Here is a 19,760-nt window from a genome sequence, read left to right as displayed (position 1 = left end):
GGTGATTGATATGAACGCAAACGAACAAGGCATCCAAGCGATGCAGCAAGGTGAATTCGAACAGGCAGCCAAACATTTCAATGAGGCGATTGAAGCGAACCCGACGGACCCGACTGGTTTCGTCAACATGGGGACGTTACTTCAGGCGATCAACGATTACGATCGTGCCGTCATCTTCTATGACAAAGCGATTGAACTCGATGACTCGTTCGGTGCCGCGCATTATGCGAAAGGTGCCCTTGCCTATGAACTCGAGCAATTGGAGACGGCAGAAGCGTCGCTTCGCCAAGCGCTCCTCTCGGGGATGGATGATGCCGATCTTCATTTCATGCTCGGCTTGACGTACAAAGCGATGGGTGACTTCGTTCGTGCGATGCCGCGCCTGCGTGAAGCGAAGAAACAATCGCCGGAAGACGTGGAAATCACGTTCCAATACGGACTTGCACTCGCACAAAGTGAACAGCTTGAAGAAGCGGTCGTCGCGTTAGAAGAGACGCTCGACCTCGATGCGAGCCATACGGATGCCCGTTACAACTTGGCAATCGCGTATGCGTTCTTGGGTGACCAGGAACGGACGTATGCCGAACTTCAACGCGTCCTTGAGATGCAACCAGATCACGAACTCGCACGTGACGCCATCGCGAAGATGGACGCACTGCTCGGGAACTGATCTCTTGAATAGGAAAGTGCCATCGCAATAGAGCGATGGCACTTTTTTGGTGGCAATTAAAGTTGTTTCGTCGTGATTTTGACGGGTTCTCCGGCGAAGTCGCCGTATGCCTCGTCCATATTTTTCGTATACAGTTCGATGATGTTGTGGCTCGGGTCTTTGAAGTATGCCGAGCGTTCTTTCCCATTCTTTGTCTCGTCCTCGTCCCACGTCCGTAGTTTTACAGGCACATCGGTCTCATCTAGGATCTCGAGTGCCTTTTCAAACGACTCCATCGGAACGAAGAACGCACAGTGGACGTGGACCCCACCTTCATCATAGAGCGTGTCCCACTCGGTCACGTCCTGTTTTCGGTTCGCATCCTCTTCTTCTGTAAAGTTACGTTTTAGCCAAAGCCCTAGCCGCGTATTCCCTCCGATGTAGAGCCACGTTGCCCATGGCTCATTCGCTTGTTCTTGCGATTCACTTGGCTCAGCATCGTCTCCGACCCATTGTTCGACGACGGGGAGACCTAATTTTTCATGCCAAAAGGATACGGCTTCTTCCATATCTGTCACTTCCAATACAAGTTCACATAATCCGCTGACTGGAATTCGTTTACCCATATATGACTCCTCCTTCAATGTGTCATTCGAACAGTTCCCGCTTTCTTCAAATCAAAAACGCGACTAGCTGTCTTGAAGTGAGGGAATGACACTTTATAGAAGGAGGTCGAATGACTTGCGAAAATTTAGCATGGTCAGTGTCATTTTATTTTTCATTATTGAGTATGTGTGGATCACGCAATTATTTGAAACGGTGAATCAGCGACTTGCGGATGGGAAGTGGACGAACACGATTTTATATCAAGTGGTCGTCGAACCGCAGGGGCTTTTAACGCTGTTGCTCATTCTATTCGTGGCGCTCCTCATTGTCGGATGGATTGTTCATTATATGTACGCGGAACAGAAGTCCTGGCAACTCACGTCTGAACATGTCGGGGGCGGCTGGATCGTTCCATTGATTCTTGCGATTTTAGGCTTGGTGATTCCGAACGTATACGTTCAGGTCGGGATGTTGCTCCTACAATTAACGTTCATCCCGCTCATCCCATTCATCGGACAGACCGTCCCATTCTGGAAAGTCGTGACGAATTGGTTGATTCAATTGGCGGTCATCGGTCTCGTCCTATTTGGTGCTCGGGGGATGTTGGAGGATTCGATTCGGATCGAGAAGACCGAGCTCTTTACAAAACTCGAAGCGTATCAGGCGTCGGGGGACTTGGACCGAATCCAACGCTTGATTGAAGAAGTGGACCTGGATCAGGTGGAGCGCATCTTGGACAGGGTCGACCTCGAACAACTCATTCGCATTTTGGAAGTCGTCGACCTCGACCGAATCGAGCAAATCTTGAGTCTGTTCGACTAGGTCATTTGTTCAATCGATTCATCTCGGGCTATAATGAATGATGGAAAAATAGCTGGAGGTGTCGGATATGATGGCAGCACCTTACGAGTTGACTGGAAAAGTCATTCGAGTCCTGTTTCAATCAGAAGAAGAAGCGCACACCATTGCGCTCGTACGAATAAAAGAAAAGAATTTTGAGACGGACGAGACCGAGATGGTCATCGCTGGCGTCGGGGTCGGCATCGAAAAAGGGGAGACATATAAGGCGCACGGTCGTCTTGTCGAACATCCCCGATTCGGAAAACAGATGAAGGCCGATTGGATTCGTCGCGTCGTTCCGATGACGAAACGAGCAGCCGTCCGCTTTTTGACGAACGGTTCCTTTCCCGGAATCGGACAAAAGACCGCTCAGAAGATCGCAGATACGCTCGGGGATGATTGCATCGACCAAATCGTGAAACATCCGAGTATCCTGTCAGAAGTCGATGGGTTAAAAGAAAAGCAGGCGCGTGTGATCACGGAACGTCTGAACGTCTTATACGGGGTCGACCAACTGCTCTTGTTTCTCGCTCCGTTTGACGTGACACCGCGTCTCGCCTCAAAGATTCATAAAGAATATGAAGGACGGGCGATGGAGACGATTGAGAAGAATCCGTATGCGCTCATGTACGATGTACAAGGCATTGGATTCAAGACGGCGGATGCCATCGCCGCGCATTTCGGGATTCAAGGTATTCATCCTGAACGTATCGCGGCAGCAGTGCTTTACGTGTTAGAGCTCGAACAAGGGAACGGTCATCTCTATGTGACGGCGGAGCAACTCGAAGCGGAGATGCCTCGAATCATCGGGGCAGACCCGGGGGATGCGCTCGTCACGGCATTAGAGTCGCTCGCAAAAGACGAGCGGGTCGTCATCGATGATGGGGTCGTCTATCACCCTCGCGTGTTCCGCGCTGAACGAAAGGCGGCAGAAGAGTTGGCTCGTATTATGGCGACATCGACAACGGAAGACGTGGACATGACGACAATCTTTGACGCGGTCGGACGTGTCGAGGAGATGTTTTCGATCGAATACGCGACCCAACAGCGAGAAGCGATTGAGCTCGCGCTCAAATCACCGCTTATGGTACTCACCGGTGGTCCGGGTACGGGGAAGACGACGGTCGTTCGAGGCATCATTCATGCACTGAGTGACGTATTCGACTGGAAGTTAGAGCCTGTCCCGAACCAACCGTTCCCGTTCGTCTTGGCCGCACCGACGGGTCGGGCCGCAAAACGGCTCAGTGAATCGACGGGTCTTCCGGCATCAACGATTCACCGTCTGTTAAAGTTTGACGGAAGTTCGTTCCAAGTCGATGAGACGAACCCACTTGCGGGGAAAGTGCTCATCGTCGACGAGGCGTCGATGATTGATATCTTCTTGTTCAGAAGCTTACTCAAAGCGGTACCGAACGGCATGAAGATCTTGTTCGTCGGGGACCGCGACCAGCTCCCGTCAGTCGGACCAGGACAAGTGCTCGCCGATTTGATGGCGACAGACGGGATTCCGGTCGTCCGTCTCGACGTCGTCCACCGTCAGGCATCGGAGTCGAGTATTTTACGTCTCGCCCATTCCTTGAACGCTAAAAAGATGCCAGAAGACTTATTGGCGGCGCTCCCGGACCGTCGTTTCTACACGGCGAACCAAGAGTCGGCGCTTCAAGCGATTTGTCAGATGGCAGGAGCGGCCCTCCGGAAAGGGTATTCACCATTTGATATCCAAGTGCTCGCTCCGACGTATCGAGGCGTGTGCGGAATCGATGGGCTGAACGAAGCGCTTCAACACGTGTTCAATCCAAAATCGAGTGCCCGTGAAGTGAAGCATGGGACTCGCATTTACCGAAATGGGGATAAAGTGCTACAACTCGTCAACAACGCCGAGGAGAACGTTTATAACGGGGACATCGGTGAGATTACGAATATTTTCTACGCGAAAGAGAACGTTGATAAAGTCGATAAAATTTATATCCGATTCGATCAGACGGAAGTCGAATATAATCGTAGTGAATGGGATCAGTTCACCCACGCCTACGCCATCACGATTCATAAGTCACAAGGGTCCGAGTTCCCAATCGTACTCATGCCGGTCTTCTTTAACGGCGGCTTCCGCTCATCGCGAAACTTGATTTATACGGCCGTGACACGGGCGAAGAAAAGCTTGCTGTTGTTCGGAGACGTACGGGCACTCGAGGCGGCAACACGTGAAGAAGAACCCGTACGACGGACAAAATTGGTCGAACGCTTAGGCGGGAAGTCTTGACGTCTTCATAAGCGCGTGTGATAATGACGAATAGACAACTGAAACGATACAGACGATGAAGGAAATGAGTACGTCGTCACCGCCTCTACAGAGACATCTTCCTAGGCTGCGAGAAGATGGGGGTCGGCCGACCGAAGCTATTCTGGAGTCCCCACTCAACCTGGGCGCCTCATCCACGTTAACGGATGTTCGAGGCACGGTGTTTACCGTGCGAACGAGGGTGGTACCACGAAGCGATGCTTTCGTCCCTTTCCACAGGGGCAGGCATCGCTTTTTTTCGTTTCGTTCAGAAATAAGGAGGAATTGTTCATGAAACCGCTCAAATCATTGACTGGCGCACAGATTCGCCAAATGTACTTAGATTTCTTCAAATCAAAAGGTCACAGCGTTGAGCCGAGTGCGTCGCTCGTACCGGTCGAAGATCCGACTCTTCTATGGATCAACTCTGGTGTCGCGACATTGAAGAAATACTTTGATGGACGTGTCATCCCTGCGAACCCACGAATCGTCAACGCACAAAAATCGATTCGTACGAACGATATCGAGAACGTCGGGAAGACAGCACGTCACCATACGTTCTTCGAAATGCTCGGAAACTTCTCGGTCGGAGAATACTTCCGTGAAGAAGCAATCACATGGGGTTGGGAACTCTTGACGAGTGACGAATGGTACGGTCTCGACCCAGATCGCCTCTCTGTCACGATTCACCCGGACGATGAAGAATCAAAACAAATCTGGTTGAACCTCGGCATGCCGGCTGACCGCATCATCCCACTTGAAGATAACTTCTGGGAAATCGGTGAAGGCCCATCTGGTCCGAACACCGAAATCTTCTTCGACCGTGGACCAGCGTTCGGAGACGACCCGACAGACCCTGAACTCTATCCAGGTGGGGAAAACGAGCGATACCTTGAAATCTGGAACATCGTGTTCAGCCAATATAACCATGACGGGCACGGGAACTACACAGAGCTTCCACGTAAAAACATTGATACAGGGATGGGACTCGAACGGATGGCGAGCGTCCTTCAAGACGTACCGACAAACTTCGATACCGACCTCTTCATGCCGATCATTCGTGAGACAGAAAAAATCAGTGGCGACGTATATCGTCAAGATAGCAGCAAGGATGTTGCCTTCAAGGTCATCGCTGACCACATCCGTACCGTATCGTTCGCGATTGGTGACGGGGCACTCCCGTCGAACGAAGGACGTGGATATGTCCTCCGTCGTCTTCTCCGCCGTGCGGTCCGCTATGCGAAGATGCTTGGCATCGAGCGTCCGTTCATGTATGAACTTGTCGACGTCGTCGGTGACATCATGGTCGACTTCTATCCACAAGTGAACGAGAAAAAAGACTTCATCAAGAAAGTCATCAAGAACGAAGAGGAGCGTTTCCATGAAACGTTGAACGATGGACTCGCAATCTTGAACGAAGTCGCGAAAGCGCAAAAAGCAGCAGGAGCAAACGTGATCAGCGGTCAAGACGCGTTCCGTCTATACGACACGTACGGTTTCCCGCTCGAATTGACAATCGAATACGCTGAAGACCATCAGATGACGGTTGATGAGGACGGCTTCAAAGAAGCGATGAATGAACAACGTGAACGTGCACGCCAAGCGCGTGCTGACGTTGAATCGATGCAAATCCAGTCTGGCGTACTCGCGGACATCACGATGCCATCGACATTCCTCGGATACGACAACCTTGAGACGAACGCGAAAATCGTCAGCTTGATTCACGACGGGGAACTCGTTGACGTCGTCGCTGCAGGGGAAGAGGCACAAGTGATCCTCGATCAAACGCCATTCTACGCTGAGAGCGGCGGTCAAATCGGTGACAAAGGTCAAATCGTTGGCGAAGACTTCCTTCTTCGCGTGAAAGATGTATCGAAAGCACCGAACGGTCAAAACTTGCACACGGTCACAGTCGAGTCAGGCGTCGCGAAAGCGGAAGTGGCAGTGACAGCAACGGTTGACCAAGACTCACGTCAAGCGATCGTGAAAAACCATACGGCGACGCACCTCCTTCACCGTGCCTTGAAAGACACGCTCGGCGAGCACGTCAACCAGGCTGGGTCACTCGTGACACCAGATCGTCTTCGTTTCGACTTCTCTCACTTCGGTCAAGTGACGGCTGAAGAGCTTCAATCGATTGAGCGTCAAGTGAACGAGAAGATTTGGGCATCGATCGGTGTCGACATCGAAGAAATGAATATCGCGGATGCGAAAGCAAAAGGTGCGATGGCACTCTTTGGTGAGAAGTACGGCGATGTCGTTCGTGTCGTATCGGCTGGGGACTACTCGGTTGAGCTTTGTGGTGGATGCCACGTATCTAACACGGCTGAAATTGGACTCTTCAAGATCTTGTCTGAATCAGGAATCGGTGCAGGAACGCGTCGAATCGAAGCGGTCACAGGTGCTGGCGCATACGAAGTAATGAACCAGCAAATCGAGACGCTCGAAGCGGCAGCGAAACTGTTGAAGACGAAACCACTCGAGGTTCCAGCACGTGTTCAAGCACTCCAGGCTGAAATCAAAGACGTGGAGCGTGCTTCAGAATCGCTCAAAGCAAAACTTGCGAACATCGAAGCTTCTTCATTGACGGATGCAATCGAAACGATTGGTGACGTTCAATTGATTGCGAAGCGTGTCGATGGACAAGATATGGATGCCCTCCGTAGCATGGTCGACGACTTGAAAGGGAAGCTCGGTTCTGCCGTGATTATCCTCGGGTCGGCGAACGGTGAGAAGGTCAACCTCGTCGCAGGTGTGACGAAAGACTTGAACGACCGTGGCTTCCATGCCGGAAAACTCATTAAAGAAGTCGCAACACGCTGTGGCGGCGGTGGTGGCGGTCGTCCTGACATGGCACAAGCAGGTGGCCGTGATGCAACAAAACTGGACGAAGCATTGAAGTTTGCTTCACATTACGTCCAATCACTGGCATAATAGAGTGTGAAGTGCAAACGGAAAGAGGTGGATTCTTGTGAGCCAAATGGATCGCACGATGCAATTCAATTTTCCAGAAGATGATCAACGTGCTAACACACGTGAGACGCTGATTACGGTATATCAAGCACTCGAGGAAAAAGGTTATCAACCGATCAATCAAATCGTGGGATACTTATTGTCAGGTGACCCCGCCTACATCCCACGTCATAATGATGCGCGAAACTTGATTCGCAAAATTGAGCGGGATGAACTTCTCGAAGAGTTGGTCAAATCGTATTTGAACGATCGTAGAGAGGATTAATATGAAGCGAGTCATGGGACTCGATGTCGGATCGAAGACAATTGGTGTCGCGGTGAGTGACCTGATGGGATGGACGGCACAAGGTGTGGAGACGGTCTATTGGACCGAACCCGACTTTGACGAAGCCGTCCGTCTCCTTCGTCCGTTTATCGAGCAGTACGATGTGAAAGAAGTTGTCGTCGGTCACCCGAAAAACATGAATGGAACAGTCGGTCCGCGCGGTGAGGCGTCAGAGGCGTTTGCCGAGGCGTTCACCGAACAGACAGGCTTACCTTGCGTGTTGGTGGATGAACGATTAACGACGATGCAAGCGGAACGGATGCTCATTTCAGCAGATGTCAGCCGCAAAAAGAGAAAAGCGGTCATCGACAAAATGGCGGCCGTGATGATTTTACAAAACTACCTGGACCGTTCCGGGAAATAAGGAGGAATCTCTCATGGCAGAAATCCGTCGTGAAGAAGAAATGTACCGTATTCCAGATGAAAATGGAGACGAGCATTTATTTGCAGAAATTTTCCGTATGACAAGCGACCGTTCGAAGAAAACATTCGTTGTACTCGAACCAGTCGGCGCTCCGGAAACAGAAGATGAAGACACAATCGAAGTATACGCATTTGAAATTGAAGAACTTGAAGATGGCGAATTCATCTTGAAGCTCGTCGAAGACGATGAAGACTTCGAAGAGGTCATGGAAGCATTCGATATCGTCAATGACGAAGTCGGTCTAGACTAAATAGGGGACAGGCGGCTAGGGATTTCCCTCGTCGCCTCTCTTTATAAAATGAACAGGGGAGAAATGCATGAATCATCCATCTATGTCAGATGAGAAACGTGCCCGCAACCGGATTGTTCGTCGCATCACGGTTGTCATCCTTGCCATCTTCCTTCTCGTCATCGCCACAGGCTCGGCACTCGCTTACGTCTTCGTGAAGCGCTCCGTCGAACCGATTGATCCGACATCGACGGAAACCGTTGAGGTCGAAGTCCCACTCGGTGCCGGTTCGGGATATATTGGTGAATTACTAGAAGAGAATGGGCTTGTAAGGAGTAGCACGATTTTCCGTTTCTATACACGCTTTAAAAACGAGTCATCGTTCCAAGCGGGGACGTATACGTTGTCACCATCTCAATCAATCGATGAGTTGATTGAAACGTTGCAAACAGGTAAAGTCATTGTGGTTCCTGATATCAAGCTCGTCATTCCGGAAGGGTTCACAATCGACCAGGTCATCGCGCGACTTGCGAAAGAGGCCGATATTCCGAAAGAAGAGATTTCCGAACAATTGAGTGACCGTGAATATATCAGTTCGCTCGTGAACGAGCATGAGATGTTGACGGAGGAAGTATTGCAGGAAGGCATTTATCATCCGCTTGAAGGATACCTGTTCCCGGCAACATATGAATTCAACAAAGGGGTAACACTCACTGAAATCATCGATGAGATGCTACTCCCGACTGAAAGCATGTATCAAGAGTACAAAGGTCGTTTGGCTGATTCAGGACGCACCTTCCATGAGACGCTCGCGCTCGCATCGGTAGTCGAGAAAGAAGCTGTTTCAACGGAAGACCGGAAAGAAATTGCCGGTGTCTTTGAAAATCGTCTAAACGACGGCATGAAATTACAGTCTGATCCGACCGTCTGGTATGGCACGGGGGAGACATCGATTTTCACTTCATTCGCAGATTTGGAGAACGATTCCTTATATAACACGTATCGTTATGAAGGGATTCCGATTGGTCCAATCGCGGCTGTCAGTCGCGACGCGTTTGAGGCGGTACTCAACCCGAATGACACAGAGAACATTTACTTCTATGCACGCCCTCCACGTGAAGGGTTCCCGAATGGGGAGGTCTTGTTCGAAGTCAATTATGAGGACCATCAACAAAACGTCAATAAGTACCGTTCCGAATGGGAAGCGTTTGAAGAAGCGAACAGTAATTGATGGGACGACCGGAAGCGGATGCTTCCGGTCGTTTGAATGAAGAGAGTTAAGAGGTGGAACGAGTGGACCATGCATCCTATGAGGGATATGTAGAACAATTGATCAACGACCGCTCTCCGCTACTGACGGAGATGGAGGCATTTGCGCGAGAACATCACGTTCCAATCATGGACTTGACGGGCTCTGAAGTGCTTCTCTCTTTGTTGGCGATGCAGCGACCGACCCGCATCCTTGAGGTGGGGACGGCAATTGGCTACAGTGCAATCCGTATGGCAGAGTTGTTACCAGATGCCGAAATCGTCACGATTGAACGAAATGCTCGTCGTTTCGAAGAGGCGACTGGTTTTATCGGACGTTCTGATGTTCGCGATCGCATCACATTGATTCACGGTGACGCCGTTGAATTGATTGGTTCGATTGAAGGTGAGTTCGATGCCGTGTTTATTGATGCGGCAAAAGGACAATATCAAAAATTTTTTGATGGGTATGGCGCTTTAGTACCAATTGGTGGTACGATTTACAGCGATAATTTGTTTTTACGAGGGGACGTCTTACTCGAGGACGTGTCAGTACTCGACCGACGTCGACGCCGACTTGTCCGTCTCGTGAAACAGTTTACTGAGCAATTGATGGCACGGACCGATTATCATACTGCAATTTTGCCCCTTGGTGATGGCCTAGCAATCAGTCGTAAATTACGATGAGGAGGACTTAACTTTGATGCAACATAAACCCGTCATTATTGGCGTGGCCGGGGGTACCGGATCTGGAAAAACGACCGTGGCCCGTGCGCTCGTCGATGCGTTTAAAGGTCAATCGGTCGTCATGATTGAACAAGACGCGTATTATAAAGATCAATCTGAAATGACGATGGAGGAGCGGTACAAGACAAACTACGACCACCCCTTCGCCTTTGATAACGATTTGCTAATTGAACATATCCAACAATTGCAACAACATCAGGCTGTCGAGAAGCCGGTATATGACTACGCGGCCCATACGCGCTCTGATGAGACGATTTTGATCGAACCGGTCGATGTCGTCATCGTTGAAGGGATTTTAGCACTTGAAGATGCCCGTTTGCGTGAATTGATGGATATTAAGGTGTTCGTGGATACGGATGCTGACGTTCGCATCCTGCGCCGCATGCAGCGGGATATCAATGAACGTGGACGTTCGATCGATTCGGTCGTGGCACAGTACACGAATGTCGTTCGTCCGATGCATTTGCAGTTCTGTGAGCCGACGAAGCGGTATGCGGACATCATCGTTCCTGAAGGCGGAGAAAACTTTGTCGCAATCGATTTACTCGTGACGAAGATCCGTTGGGTGCTCACTGAGCGTAATCGCGCGTGAGGAAATAAATCGTTTTCAATTTACCCTAGCTGTAATATACTAGGAGACAATGAAGGAGTGACAGAAATGGCTGAAAAACAACACTATATGACGTTAGACGGAAAAGCGAAGATCGAGAATGAATTAAACGAACTGAAGACGGTCCGCCGTAAAGAAGTCGTTGAAAATATTAAGATTGCTCGTGATTTCGGTGACTTATCAGAAAACGCGGAATACGACGCGGCGAAAGAAGAACAAGCGATGGTCGAAGGACGAATCGCACAATTAGAAGAAATGCTCCGCAACGCAGTCATCATTCAAGATGATGCAGGCGATAACTCGGTTGTCTCAATCGGGAAAACTGTAACATTCTTCATCCAAGAAGATAACGAAGACGAGACATACACAATCGTCGGTGGTGCCGAGGCAGACCCGTTCACAGGGAAAATCTCGAACGAATCACCAATCGCGAAAGCACTTCTTGGCCGTACGATCGGAGATGTGGTCACGGTTCAAACACCAGGTGGCGACATGATCGTCGAAATCAAAGAAATCAAATAAGTTGTTGAGCGACCTCCATTTTGGAAGTCGCTCTCTTTCTGAGGAGGAATCGGTATGAAAGTTGGAATCATCGGTGCGATGGAAGAAGAAGTGAATTTGCTTCGGAACGAACTAACTGAACGTAAAGATACAGAAATCGCAAGCTATCATTTTTATGAAGGGTATCTTGGAAACATGCAAGTCGTCATCTTGAAGTCAGGCATCGGGAAAGTCAATGCCGCGATTGGGACTACACTCTTGATTGATAAATTCAAACCGGACGTCGTCATCAATACGGGTTCTGCCGGCGGATTTAAAAAAGGGATGAAAGTCGGTGACGTCGTCGTCTCAACAGAAGTACGTCACCACGATGTTGACGTGACAGCATTCGGCTATGAGTACGGACAAGTACCAGGGATGCCACCAGCGTATGAAGCCGATCTAAAGCTCGTCAGCGTCTGTAAAGATGTGATTGAAAACTTACCGGACGTGAACGTGCATCAAGGATTGATCGTAACGGGGGATTCGTTCATCAACGACTCAAAACGTGTAGCGGACATCCTTGGCCATTTCGATGGCGTCGCTGCCGTCGAGATGGAAGCTGCTCCAATCGCGCAAACGTGTTACCAGTTCGGTGTTCCGTTCGTCGTCACACGCTCGATTTCAGACAGCGCGGACGAAGAGGCGAACTTATCGTTTGATGAATTTTTAGAAACGGCGTCGATCAACTCTGCGAAGATGGTCATGGCTGTCACGAAACGCCTCGAACAAGCTTAATCGATTGATCATGAAGAGGATGCATTGACATCCTCTTTTTATTCCCTTATATTAGTACCAGATACTAAGAATAGGGGTCGACGATATGAATATTGGAATCATCGGCATCGGATCGTTCTTACCGGACAATCGGGTGACAAATATCGATTTAGAAAAACGAATGGATACGAGCGATGAGTGGATTCGTACGCGTACAGGCATCGAGGCGCGACATTTAGCAGAAAGTGACGTATCAGTCTCGGATATGGCGACACGTGCCGCAGAGCGGGCGTTACAGAGCGCTGGAGTCAGCATCGATGAGATCGAGGCGATTGTCTGTGCGACGGCGACTGCGCCAGCCTTCCCCGCAACCGCGTGCGTGGTTCAGGCGAATCTTGGCGCGAAAGCCGCTGTGGCGTTCGACATCAGTGCAGCATGTAGCGGATTTATTTTCGCCATGGATACAGCGAAAAGCCTTATGGACTCGAAAGGCTTCAAGAAAACGCTCGTCATCGGAGCAGAGAAGATGGGAAGTTTGATTGACTGGGATGACCGGTCGACAGCTGTCCTATTCGGAGACGGAGCTGGAGCTGTCGTACTCGGGGAAGACGAGATCGCTTCAATCGACTCCATCGTACTTGGAAGTGACGGTACAGGTGGCAAGCACTTGTATGAAAACGATGAAGGAAAGATTGTCATGAACGGTCGCGAAGTGTTCAAGTTCGCCGTGCGGAAAATGCCGGAGATTGTGCTCGAATCGTTAAACAAGGCCGATAAGTCGTTGAACGACCTCGACGTCCTTGTACCGCACCAAGCGAATCGTCGAATCATCGATGCGGCGATGGAACGTTTAGATTTAGAAGAAGAGAAAGTCGTCATGACCATTCAAGACCATGCGAATACATCAGCGGCATCAATCCCGCTCGCCTTAGCGGAAGCCGTCAAGTCTGGTAAAATCCAAGATGGACAAACGGTCGTCATCGCAGGGTTTGGAGCCGGACTCACGTGGGGTGCAAGCTGTCTGACATGGAATCATGCAACAATTACGGAGGGGAATCATTCATGAAACGAGTAGTAGTGACAGGATTAGGAGTCGTATCACCGTTAGGAAACGACGTGTCGACAATGTGGGACCGTCTTTTAAAAGGGGACAACGCGATCGATACGTTGACGAAAATCGACATTAGCCAATATCCGGCGAAAGTCGGAGCGGAAGTAAAAGAGTGGAACATCGAACACTTGGTCGAACCAAAAGAAGCACGTAAAATGGATTCGTTCATTCAATACTCACTGTTGGCGGCAGACGCTGCCCATAAAGACAGCGGACTCGATGTAAAAGCGATTGCCGATGAAGTCGGAACGTGGATTGGGAGCGGAATCGGTGGCGTCGAAACCATCGACAAGCAGTCAGCCATCCTTCATGACCGTGGACCGCGTCGTGTAAGCCCGTTCTTCATCCCGATGATGATTCCGAACATGGCGAGCGGACAAGTGTCGATCTACCTGGGGGCTAAAGGACCAAGTAATTGTTCGGTGACAGCATGTGCATCAGGGACGAACTCAATCGGAGAAGCGTTCCGCGTCATTCAACGAGGAGATGCGATTGCCATGTTCGCCGGTGGAGCGGAAGCGCCAATCACACCACTCTCGTTCGCAGGCTTCTGTTCGAACAAAGCACTTTCAACGAATCCGGACCCGAATACAGCGTGCCGTCCATTTGACGAGAACCGCGACGGGTTTGTCATGGGTGAAGGCGCTGGCGTACTCGTATTAGAAGAGTATGAACATGCGAAGGCACGTGGAGCGAAAATGTATGCAGAAGTCGTCGGATACGGGATGAGTTCAGACGCCTATCACATCACTGCACCATCACCAGAAGCAGAAGGCGGGTCAAAAGCAATGAGTGAGGCGATTCGCGATGCGGGAATCAAGCCGGAAGACGTGCAATACATCAACGCACACGGGACGAGTACACCGCTCAACGATATGCTTGAGACGAAAGCGATTCGTCGTGTGTTCGGGGAACACGCTGAGAAACTCGCAGTCAACTCGTCGAAATCGATGATTGGTCATCTTCTCGGAGGAGCAGGTGGCGTCGAGGCAGTCATCACAGCCCTTTCAATTCATGAAGGGAAGATTCATCCGACAATCAACTGTGAATCACCTGCAGCAGATTGCGACCTTGACTATGTACGTGAAGGAAATCGGGAACTTGACATTCAGTATGCACTCAGTAACTCACTTGGCTTCGGGGGCCACAATGCGACACTCGCATTTGCGAAAGTGACGAACTGACGGTAGAAAAATCATTCAAAAAAGGTTAGGGTATAAGGGTTGGTCTAACAGAAAGGAGTGCAACGAATGAACAAGAAATCATTCATCGTGGCCGCCTTGTTAGGTTCAGTCCTTATCCTTTTTTTATTTATTTGGAACGAACAACGAGAGCAGTCACGTGAACTACTACCACCAGAAGAACAAACAATTACGATTCATGGGGAATCCCTTCCGACTCAACCGGACGTCATGCTCGCGATTGACCCGGCATCGCAAACGGTTTTGTCACATCTATATGAAGGACTCTATCGATTCGGCGCAGATGGGGCGATTGAGCCGGGACTCGTCGAGAAGCTAGAACGATCTGAAGACGGAACAGTCTATACGTTCACATTGAAAGAAAGTGTGACGACAGAAGACAATTCGATAACGGCACAAACGTTCGTCGATCATTTCCGTAAACTCGTCGATGACGATACGAACTCACCATTTAGTTTCTTACTCGCAGATGTCAAAGCGGCAAAAGAAATTGGGCTCGGACAACAAGAACCAGACGCGTTAGGCGTTCGAGCAATTGATGAAGGAACGCTAGAAATCACACTCATCCGCCCGATGGAAGGGTTCGAAGAAATATTTGCCATGCCAGCGTTTTTACCACAACCATCCGTGACATCATGGGATGAGTTAGAAACGAACGGTCCGTTTGAATTTGATCGAATGAATGATACAAGCATCTCGTTACATAGAAGCGAAACGTATCGTGAGGCTGACAATGTTACGCTTGAAACGATCATCATTCGAAGTGAATCAAATTTGAATGAGACATCAGGAATGCATTTGATTCCTTATGACTTCGACACTTCTACCATTGATGAGGAAGTCATGAATATTGAGGACGTTCCGCGAAGTGGCGTGTTTTATTTAAAACCAAACGTTGAAAAAGCACCATTCGATGATGTTGCGTTTCGACAAGCCCTCGCACTGATGCTTGAGCGGACGACACTTGAAGAATCGCTTGCACGAGCGGAACGAACGACGGAACGACTTCTCGTCATGGATGAGGAGGCTTTGGTTGCAGAGTTGGAAGGCGATGCCAACCAATTATTTGAAACCGTGAAAAAACGGTTAAAAAAAGAAACGATCGAGATTGAATTGCTTAGCTTTGTCGATGAAGAAGCACGTGAAATTTCGACAAGATTAAAAGAGAATTTGGAACAATTGGACGGGTTGACCGTCAAGGTTGTAGAGCTACCACTTGGAGAAAAAGTTAGGAAAGAAGTCTCAGGAGATTATTCCTTTTCGTTGTCAGGATGGCAACCGGACTATCCGATGCTATCTGCCTATTTGACTCAATTTGAGTCTGACGATGTGCTCAATTCAAGTCGATATGCAAATGAGTCGTACGATCAACTGATGGATCAGGCCCGCTCAACTGAAAGTTTGGACGAACGTAATATCATTTTACGAAACGCGGAAGCAAAGCTGTTAGAAGAGGCGGTTGTTATGCCAATCTATCAAGCAGGACGTTCTTATTTGGTTGAAAAAGGATACGATCAGATTGGTTATCCGGTCATCGGTCCTTCATATGTCCTAACCTTTTCGAAAAAATATGAAAATTGAGCTAAAGGCCCGCCGCTCTTGGCGGGCTTTTTGACTATAGAGAAAATTTTTTAGAAAAATCAAAATAAACACTTTGCAAAATTATCAGAATATTGTATTATTGCATCAACGGGATTTTGGTAACAAATACTGTCAGAAGAAATGACTGAATTTTCTACCATCATTCACTTCGTTAAAACGAAAAAATCAGGGGGTCATCGCAATGAATAAGAAAAAAGGTTTTGCTTTAGCATCTTCGGTTACACTTCTTTCAAGTGCTTTCCTAGCTGCATGTTCGACAGGGGATGAAACAGATTCTTCACAAGGATCATCAAATGAAGGGTCTTCAGGCGAAGCGCAAGTCCTCAACTTGCTCGACAGCTCAGATATTCCTTCACTTAACCCAACACTCGCAACAGACGCTGTATCGTTCAACGTCTTGAACAACGTTAACGAAGGTCTTTACCGCATGGATGAGAACGATGAGCCGACTCCAGGTATGGCTGAATCTCACGAAGTTTCAGAAGACGGGAAAACATACACGTTCAAAATCCGTGAAGGCGCGACTTGGTCAAACGGGGAGCCTGTCACAGCGAACGACTTCGAATACGCTTGGAAAGAAGTACTCAACCCAGATAACGCTTCACAATATGCATACGTTATGTCAGTCATCGAAGGCGCGGAAGCGTACAACACTGGCGAAGGCGAGCGCGATGCAGTAGGCGTTAAAGCAATCGACGATCAAACACTTGAAGTTAAATTGACAGCACCAGCTGACTACTTCCTCGGATTGACAAGCTTCGGCGTGTTCATGCCAAAACTTGAGTCATTCGATACAGAGCAAGGCGAAAACTTCGGTACATCTGCAGAGACAACTCTCTACAACGGACCGTTCAAACTCGACAGCTGGGAGCGCGAGCAAGGCTGGAAAATGGTCAAGAACGAAGACTATTGGGATGCAGACACAGTTAAACTTGAAGAAATCAACGTTAAAGTCGTTAAAGAAGTTTCAACAGGTGTTAACTTGTATGAAAACGGTGACGTTGACCGCACAGGCTTGACTTCTGAGCTCGTTGCTCAGTATCAAGATAACGAAGACTTCTCAACTGTCGTTGAGCCAACACTCTTCTACCTCCAGTTCAACACTGCTGTGGAAGCTCTTGACAACCAAAAAATCCGTAACGCGATTGACCGTGCTTACGACAAAGCTGCAATCTCAGAGACACTTCTTGCGAACGGTTCAGTTCCTGCTAACTACCTCGTACCGAAAGACTTCGTAACGGGTCCAGACGGAAAAGACTTCCGTGAAGCAAACGGCGACATCGGCGGATACAACGTGGAAGAAGCTCAAAAACTTTGGGAAGAAGGACTTTCTGAACTCGGAACAGATTCAGTTGAACTTGAACTCCTTAACTATGACTCTGAGTCTGCGAAGCAAATCGGTGAGTTCATCAAAGGTGAACTTGAGAAGAACCTTCCAGGTATGACAGTTACAATCAAGCAACAGCCGTTTAATAACAAACTTGACCTTGAGAACAAAGGAGAGTTCCAATTCACATTCGCTGGTTGGGGCCCTGACTATCAAGATCCAATGACATTCGTTGACCTCTTCGTTACAGACGGACCATACAACCGTGGTAAGTGGTCGAACGATGAGTTCGATAAGTTGATTGAATCTGCGAAGTCAAGCACAGATGCTGAACAGCGTTGGGCTGACCTTCAAGCTGCAGAGAAAATCGTTCTTGAAGAGAATGCAATCTCTCCAGTTTACCAACGTGGATCGGCTCGCCTCACGAAACCGTATGTTAAAGGTATCGTTGAGCACGCATTCGGTGCGGACTACTCTTACAAGTGGGCTTCAATCGAAGGTAAAGAATAATTTCATTTCACGCTTAAAAGAGAGACAGGGACGCCTGTCTCTCTTTTTATGTGCAGTTTTTTATTCGAAAAAAGAACTCTCGCTTGGAGAGTTCTAAGAAGACAAACTTATTTTTTCACTTTGGCACGTTTACGACTAAGGCCCATCGCTTTTTCTATCTTCGAGAGATTTTTATTCGCGATGGCTTCAGCTTTCGCACGACCGGCATCAAGAATTTCATCGAGTTCTGGAGAATCGATCAGTTCGTGATAACGAGCTTGAATCGGTTCGAGCAAGGCGACGACTGCTTCTGCCACATCTTGTTTAAATGTACCGTAATTTGAGTTCTCATATTGCTTGACGAGGTCATCGATTGAGGTACCTGTCGAAAGCGAATAAATTTCTAACAAGTTCGAAATTCCTGGTTTGTTCTCACGGTCAAACGAGATGATACCACTTGAATCAGTTACGGCACTCTTGATTTTTTTACGGATAACATTCGGCTCGTCGAGCATCGAAATGTATCCTTTGGCGTTCGTGTCGGATTTTGACATTTTTCTCACGGGATTTGTGAGAGACATGATGCGTGCGCCTTCTTTTTGAATAAGTGGTTCAGGCATCGTGAACGTCTCATAGTAACGTTTATTGAAGCGCTCCGCCAAATCACGAGTCAATTCGATATGTTGCTTTTGGTCATCTCCGACTGGAACGAGTTCCGTATTATATAACAAAATGTCAGATGCCATAAGTGTTGGATAAACGAATAATCCGGCTCCAACATTCTCATTGCCTTGCGATTTATCCTTATACTGTGTCATGCGACCAAGCTCACCCATTCCCGCGATGCATGTTAACATCCATCCGAGTTGAGCGTGCGCCTTCACTTCAGATTGAACGAAGATTGTCGCTTTCTCTGGGTCGAGACCAGAAGCGAGATAAAGTGCCGCTAGTTTTCGTGTGTTGTTCATTAACTCGACACGGTCGAGTGGTACGGTGATGGAATGCAAATCAACGATACAATAATATGCATTGTTGTCATCTTGAAGATCGACGAATTGTTTCATCGCGCCTAAGTAGTTCCCGAGCGTCACGACGCCGGTCGGTTTGATTCCTGAAAAAATCGTTGCCATGTGTATACACCTCCGAAGAATATAAAAAACCGCAGTCGTCCGTCCGAATAAATCGGGACGAATAACCGCGGTGCCACCCAAATTTGCATAAAATATGCCACTTGAACGCTGTAACGGGCGTGAATCGTCTCGCCATACTCATGTTCAAGCGAGCCACTCCGAAGTCCATTCATTCAAGTCTTTTCATCTACTCGCAGCACCGTAGACTCTCTGAGGAAAAGGTGATTTGAATTACTTGTCTTCATCCAAGTGTTCTTATTCTGCATTAAGTTTAGCATAGGATCATGCTCTCGAAAAGATTAAATCAACGCAACGAGAAACGAAAGAACGATACTTCCGACACCGACAAACACCCAGTTCCAAGCCGATTGCTTACGGAGTTGCCGATCTTCAGGGTCTTCTTCTTCTTCATCCTCTTCATAATCCGCATCAATTTCTTTGAGTTTTGCACGTCGACTTCGCTTGAAACCATACATAATGCCATCGAACAATCCTGTCGCACTCATATGTGAGAACATCCCGATCGCAAACGTGAGAATACCCGAAACAAATAGACCGCCGCTCAAATGAAACAGGAAAGATTCGCTTCGGAAATATGAAAAAATCGACCAAACGGTGTACAGGATTGTGACAATCCCCCAAACAATCAATATATTTCGAAACTTTTTCAACGATGTAATCTCCTTTCACGCCATAAAAGGAACGAGCAACCG

At 48.6% G+C, this 19,760-nt stretch carries 19 protein-coding genes and 1 other annotated feature; of the genes, 16 read left to right on the top strand and 3 right to left on the bottom strand.

Annotation, left to right across the window (positions count from 1 at the left end; translation table 11 throughout):
• Nucleotides 1-10: 10 nt before the first annotated feature.
• Nucleotides 11-670 carry a tetratricopeptide repeat protein gene (locus tag AC5LIL_RS09780; RefSeq protein WP_499823996.1) on the top strand — a complete coding sequence of 220 codons (660 nt, stop codon included), beginning with the start codon at nucleotides 11-13 and terminating at the stop codon, nucleotides 668-670.
• 56 nt (nucleotides 671-726) lie between these two features.
• Here the strand turns inward: AC5LIL_RS09780 and AC5LIL_RS09775 are convergent, their stop codons facing one another.
• Nucleotides 727-1,275, bottom strand: coding sequence for a VOC family protein (locus AC5LIL_RS09775; RefSeq protein WP_214785247.1), 549 nt, complete (start codon nucleotides 1,273-1,275; stop codon nucleotides 727-729).
• A 115-nt stretch (nucleotides 1,276-1,390) separates the two neighbouring features.
• On the opposite strand from AC5LIL_RS09775, the gene AC5LIL_RS09770 reads away from it, so the two are divergent.
• The 15 genes from AC5LIL_RS09770 to AC5LIL_RS09700 all read left to right on the top strand — a co-directional run bounded on the left by AC5LIL_RS09770 (nucleotide 1,391) and on the right by AC5LIL_RS09700 (nucleotide 17,938).
• Entirely contained in the window at nucleotides 1,391-2,077 is a 687-nt protein-coding gene (locus AC5LIL_RS09770) for a hypothetical protein (protein ID WP_499823995.1), read from the top strand.
• A gap of 70 nt (nucleotides 2,078-2,147) precedes the next feature.
• Complete coding sequence (gene recD2, locus AC5LIL_RS09765; protein WP_499823994.1) at nucleotides 2,148-4,355, top strand: SF1B family DNA helicase RecD2; 2,208 nt, start codon at nucleotides 2,148-2,150, stop codon at nucleotides 4,353-4,355.
• A gap of 309 nt (nucleotides 4,356-4,664) precedes the next feature.
• On the top strand, nucleotides 4,665-7,307 hold the full coding sequence (gene alaS, locus AC5LIL_RS09760) for an alanine--tRNA ligase (protein ID WP_499823993.1): 2,643 nt from the start codon (nucleotides 4,665-4,667) through the stop codon (nucleotides 7,305-7,307).
• 37 nt (nucleotides 7,308-7,344) lie between these two features.
• On the top strand, nucleotides 7,345-7,611 hold the full coding sequence (locus tag AC5LIL_RS09755) for an IreB family regulatory phosphoprotein (protein WP_015881196.1): 267 nt from the start codon (nucleotides 7,345-7,347) through the stop codon (nucleotides 7,609-7,611).
• A gap of 1 nt (nucleotide 7,612) precedes the next feature.
• On the top strand, nucleotides 7,613-8,035 hold the full coding sequence (gene ruvX / locus AC5LIL_RS09750) for a Holliday junction resolvase RuvX (protein ID WP_015881197.1): 423 nt from the start codon (nucleotides 7,613-7,615) through the stop codon (nucleotides 8,033-8,035).
• A 13-nt stretch (nucleotides 8,036-8,048) separates the two neighbouring features.
• Nucleotides 8,049-8,345 (top strand): DUF1292 domain-containing protein, encoded by a 297-nt coding sequence (locus tag AC5LIL_RS09745; protein WP_078146594.1) that lies wholly within the window; start codon nucleotides 8,049-8,051, stop codon nucleotides 8,343-8,345.
• A 67-nt stretch (nucleotides 8,346-8,412) separates the two neighbouring features.
• Nucleotides 8,413-9,555, top strand: a complete 1,143-nt coding sequence (gene mltG, locus AC5LIL_RS09740; protein ID WP_214785243.1) for an endolytic transglycosylase MltG — start codon at nucleotides 8,413-8,415, stop codon at nucleotides 9,553-9,555.
• 62 nt (nucleotides 9,556-9,617) lie between these two features.
• On the top strand, nucleotides 9,618-10,259 hold the full coding sequence (locus AC5LIL_RS09735; protein ID WP_214748553.1) for an O-methyltransferase: 642 nt from the start codon (nucleotides 9,618-9,620) through the stop codon (nucleotides 10,257-10,259).
• A gap of 16 nt (nucleotides 10,260-10,275) precedes the next feature.
• A complete protein-coding gene (gene udk, locus AC5LIL_RS09730) occupies nucleotides 10,276-10,911 on the top strand; it encodes a uridine kinase (protein WP_074035132.1) in 636 nt (211 codons plus the stop codon).
• 66 nt (nucleotides 10,912-10,977) lie between these two features.
• Nucleotides 10,978-11,451, top strand: coding sequence for a transcription elongation factor GreA (gene greA / locus AC5LIL_RS09725; RefSeq protein WP_074035127.1), 474 nt, complete (start codon nucleotides 10,978-10,980; stop codon nucleotides 11,449-11,451).
• A 54-nt stretch (nucleotides 11,452-11,505) separates the two neighbouring features.
• Nucleotides 11,506-12,207 carry a 5'-methylthioadenosine/S-adenosylhomocysteine nucleosidase gene (mtnN, locus tag AC5LIL_RS09720; protein WP_499823991.1) on the top strand — a complete coding sequence of 234 codons (702 nt, stop codon included), beginning with the start codon at nucleotides 11,506-11,508 and terminating at the stop codon, nucleotides 12,205-12,207.
• Nucleotides 12,208-12,292: 85 nt separating this feature from the next.
• Complete coding sequence (locus tag AC5LIL_RS09715) at nucleotides 12,293-13,252, top strand: beta-ketoacyl-ACP synthase III (RefSeq protein WP_499823990.1); 960 nt, start codon at nucleotides 12,293-12,295, stop codon at nucleotides 13,250-13,252.
• The gene (gene fabF / locus AC5LIL_RS09710) at nucleotides 13,249-14,481 is read left to right on the top strand and encodes a beta-ketoacyl-ACP synthase II (RefSeq protein WP_214785241.1); all 1,233 of its coding nucleotides are present in this window, start codon (nucleotides 13,249-13,251) and stop codon (nucleotides 14,479-14,481) included. Before AC5LIL_RS09715 ends, fabF begins: the two co-directional genes overlap by 4 nt.
• A gap of 66 nt (nucleotides 14,482-14,547) precedes the next feature.
• Nucleotides 14,548-16,080, top strand: a complete 1,533-nt coding sequence (locus AC5LIL_RS09705) for a peptide ABC transporter substrate-binding protein (RefSeq protein WP_499823989.1) — start codon at nucleotides 14,548-14,550, stop codon at nucleotides 16,078-16,080.
• A 202-nt stretch (nucleotides 16,081-16,282) separates the two neighbouring features.
• Nucleotides 16,283-17,938 (top strand): peptide ABC transporter substrate-binding protein, encoded by a 1,656-nt coding sequence (locus AC5LIL_RS09700; protein ID WP_499823988.1) that lies wholly within the window; start codon nucleotides 16,283-16,285, stop codon nucleotides 17,936-17,938.
• A 107-nt stretch (nucleotides 17,939-18,045) separates the two neighbouring features.
• On the opposite strand, the gene trpS is transcribed toward AC5LIL_RS09700, so the two are convergent.
• Nucleotides 18,046-19,047: a tryptophan--tRNA ligase gene (trpS, locus tag AC5LIL_RS09695; RefSeq protein WP_499823987.1), complete on the bottom strand. Its 1,002-nt coding sequence runs from the start codon at nucleotides 19,045-19,047 to the stop codon at nucleotides 18,046-18,048.
• A 50-nt stretch (nucleotides 19,048-19,097) separates the two neighbouring features.
• Nucleotides 19,098-19,304: a binding site (T-box leader), on the bottom strand.
• 42 nt (nucleotides 19,305-19,346) lie between these two features.
• The gene (locus AC5LIL_RS09690) at nucleotides 19,347-19,718 is read right to left on the bottom strand and encodes a DUF3899 domain-containing protein (RefSeq protein WP_214785238.1); all 372 of its coding nucleotides are present in this window, start codon (nucleotides 19,716-19,718) and stop codon (nucleotides 19,347-19,349) included.
• Between the last annotated feature and the right edge of the window lie 42 nt (nucleotides 19,719-19,760).

It is taken from the genome of Exiguobacterium sp. RM11 (genome assembly GCF_059821525.1).
The sequence above is the reverse complement of the archived record's forward strand: the minus strand, read 5'-3'. Positions and strand labels throughout refer to the sequence as shown.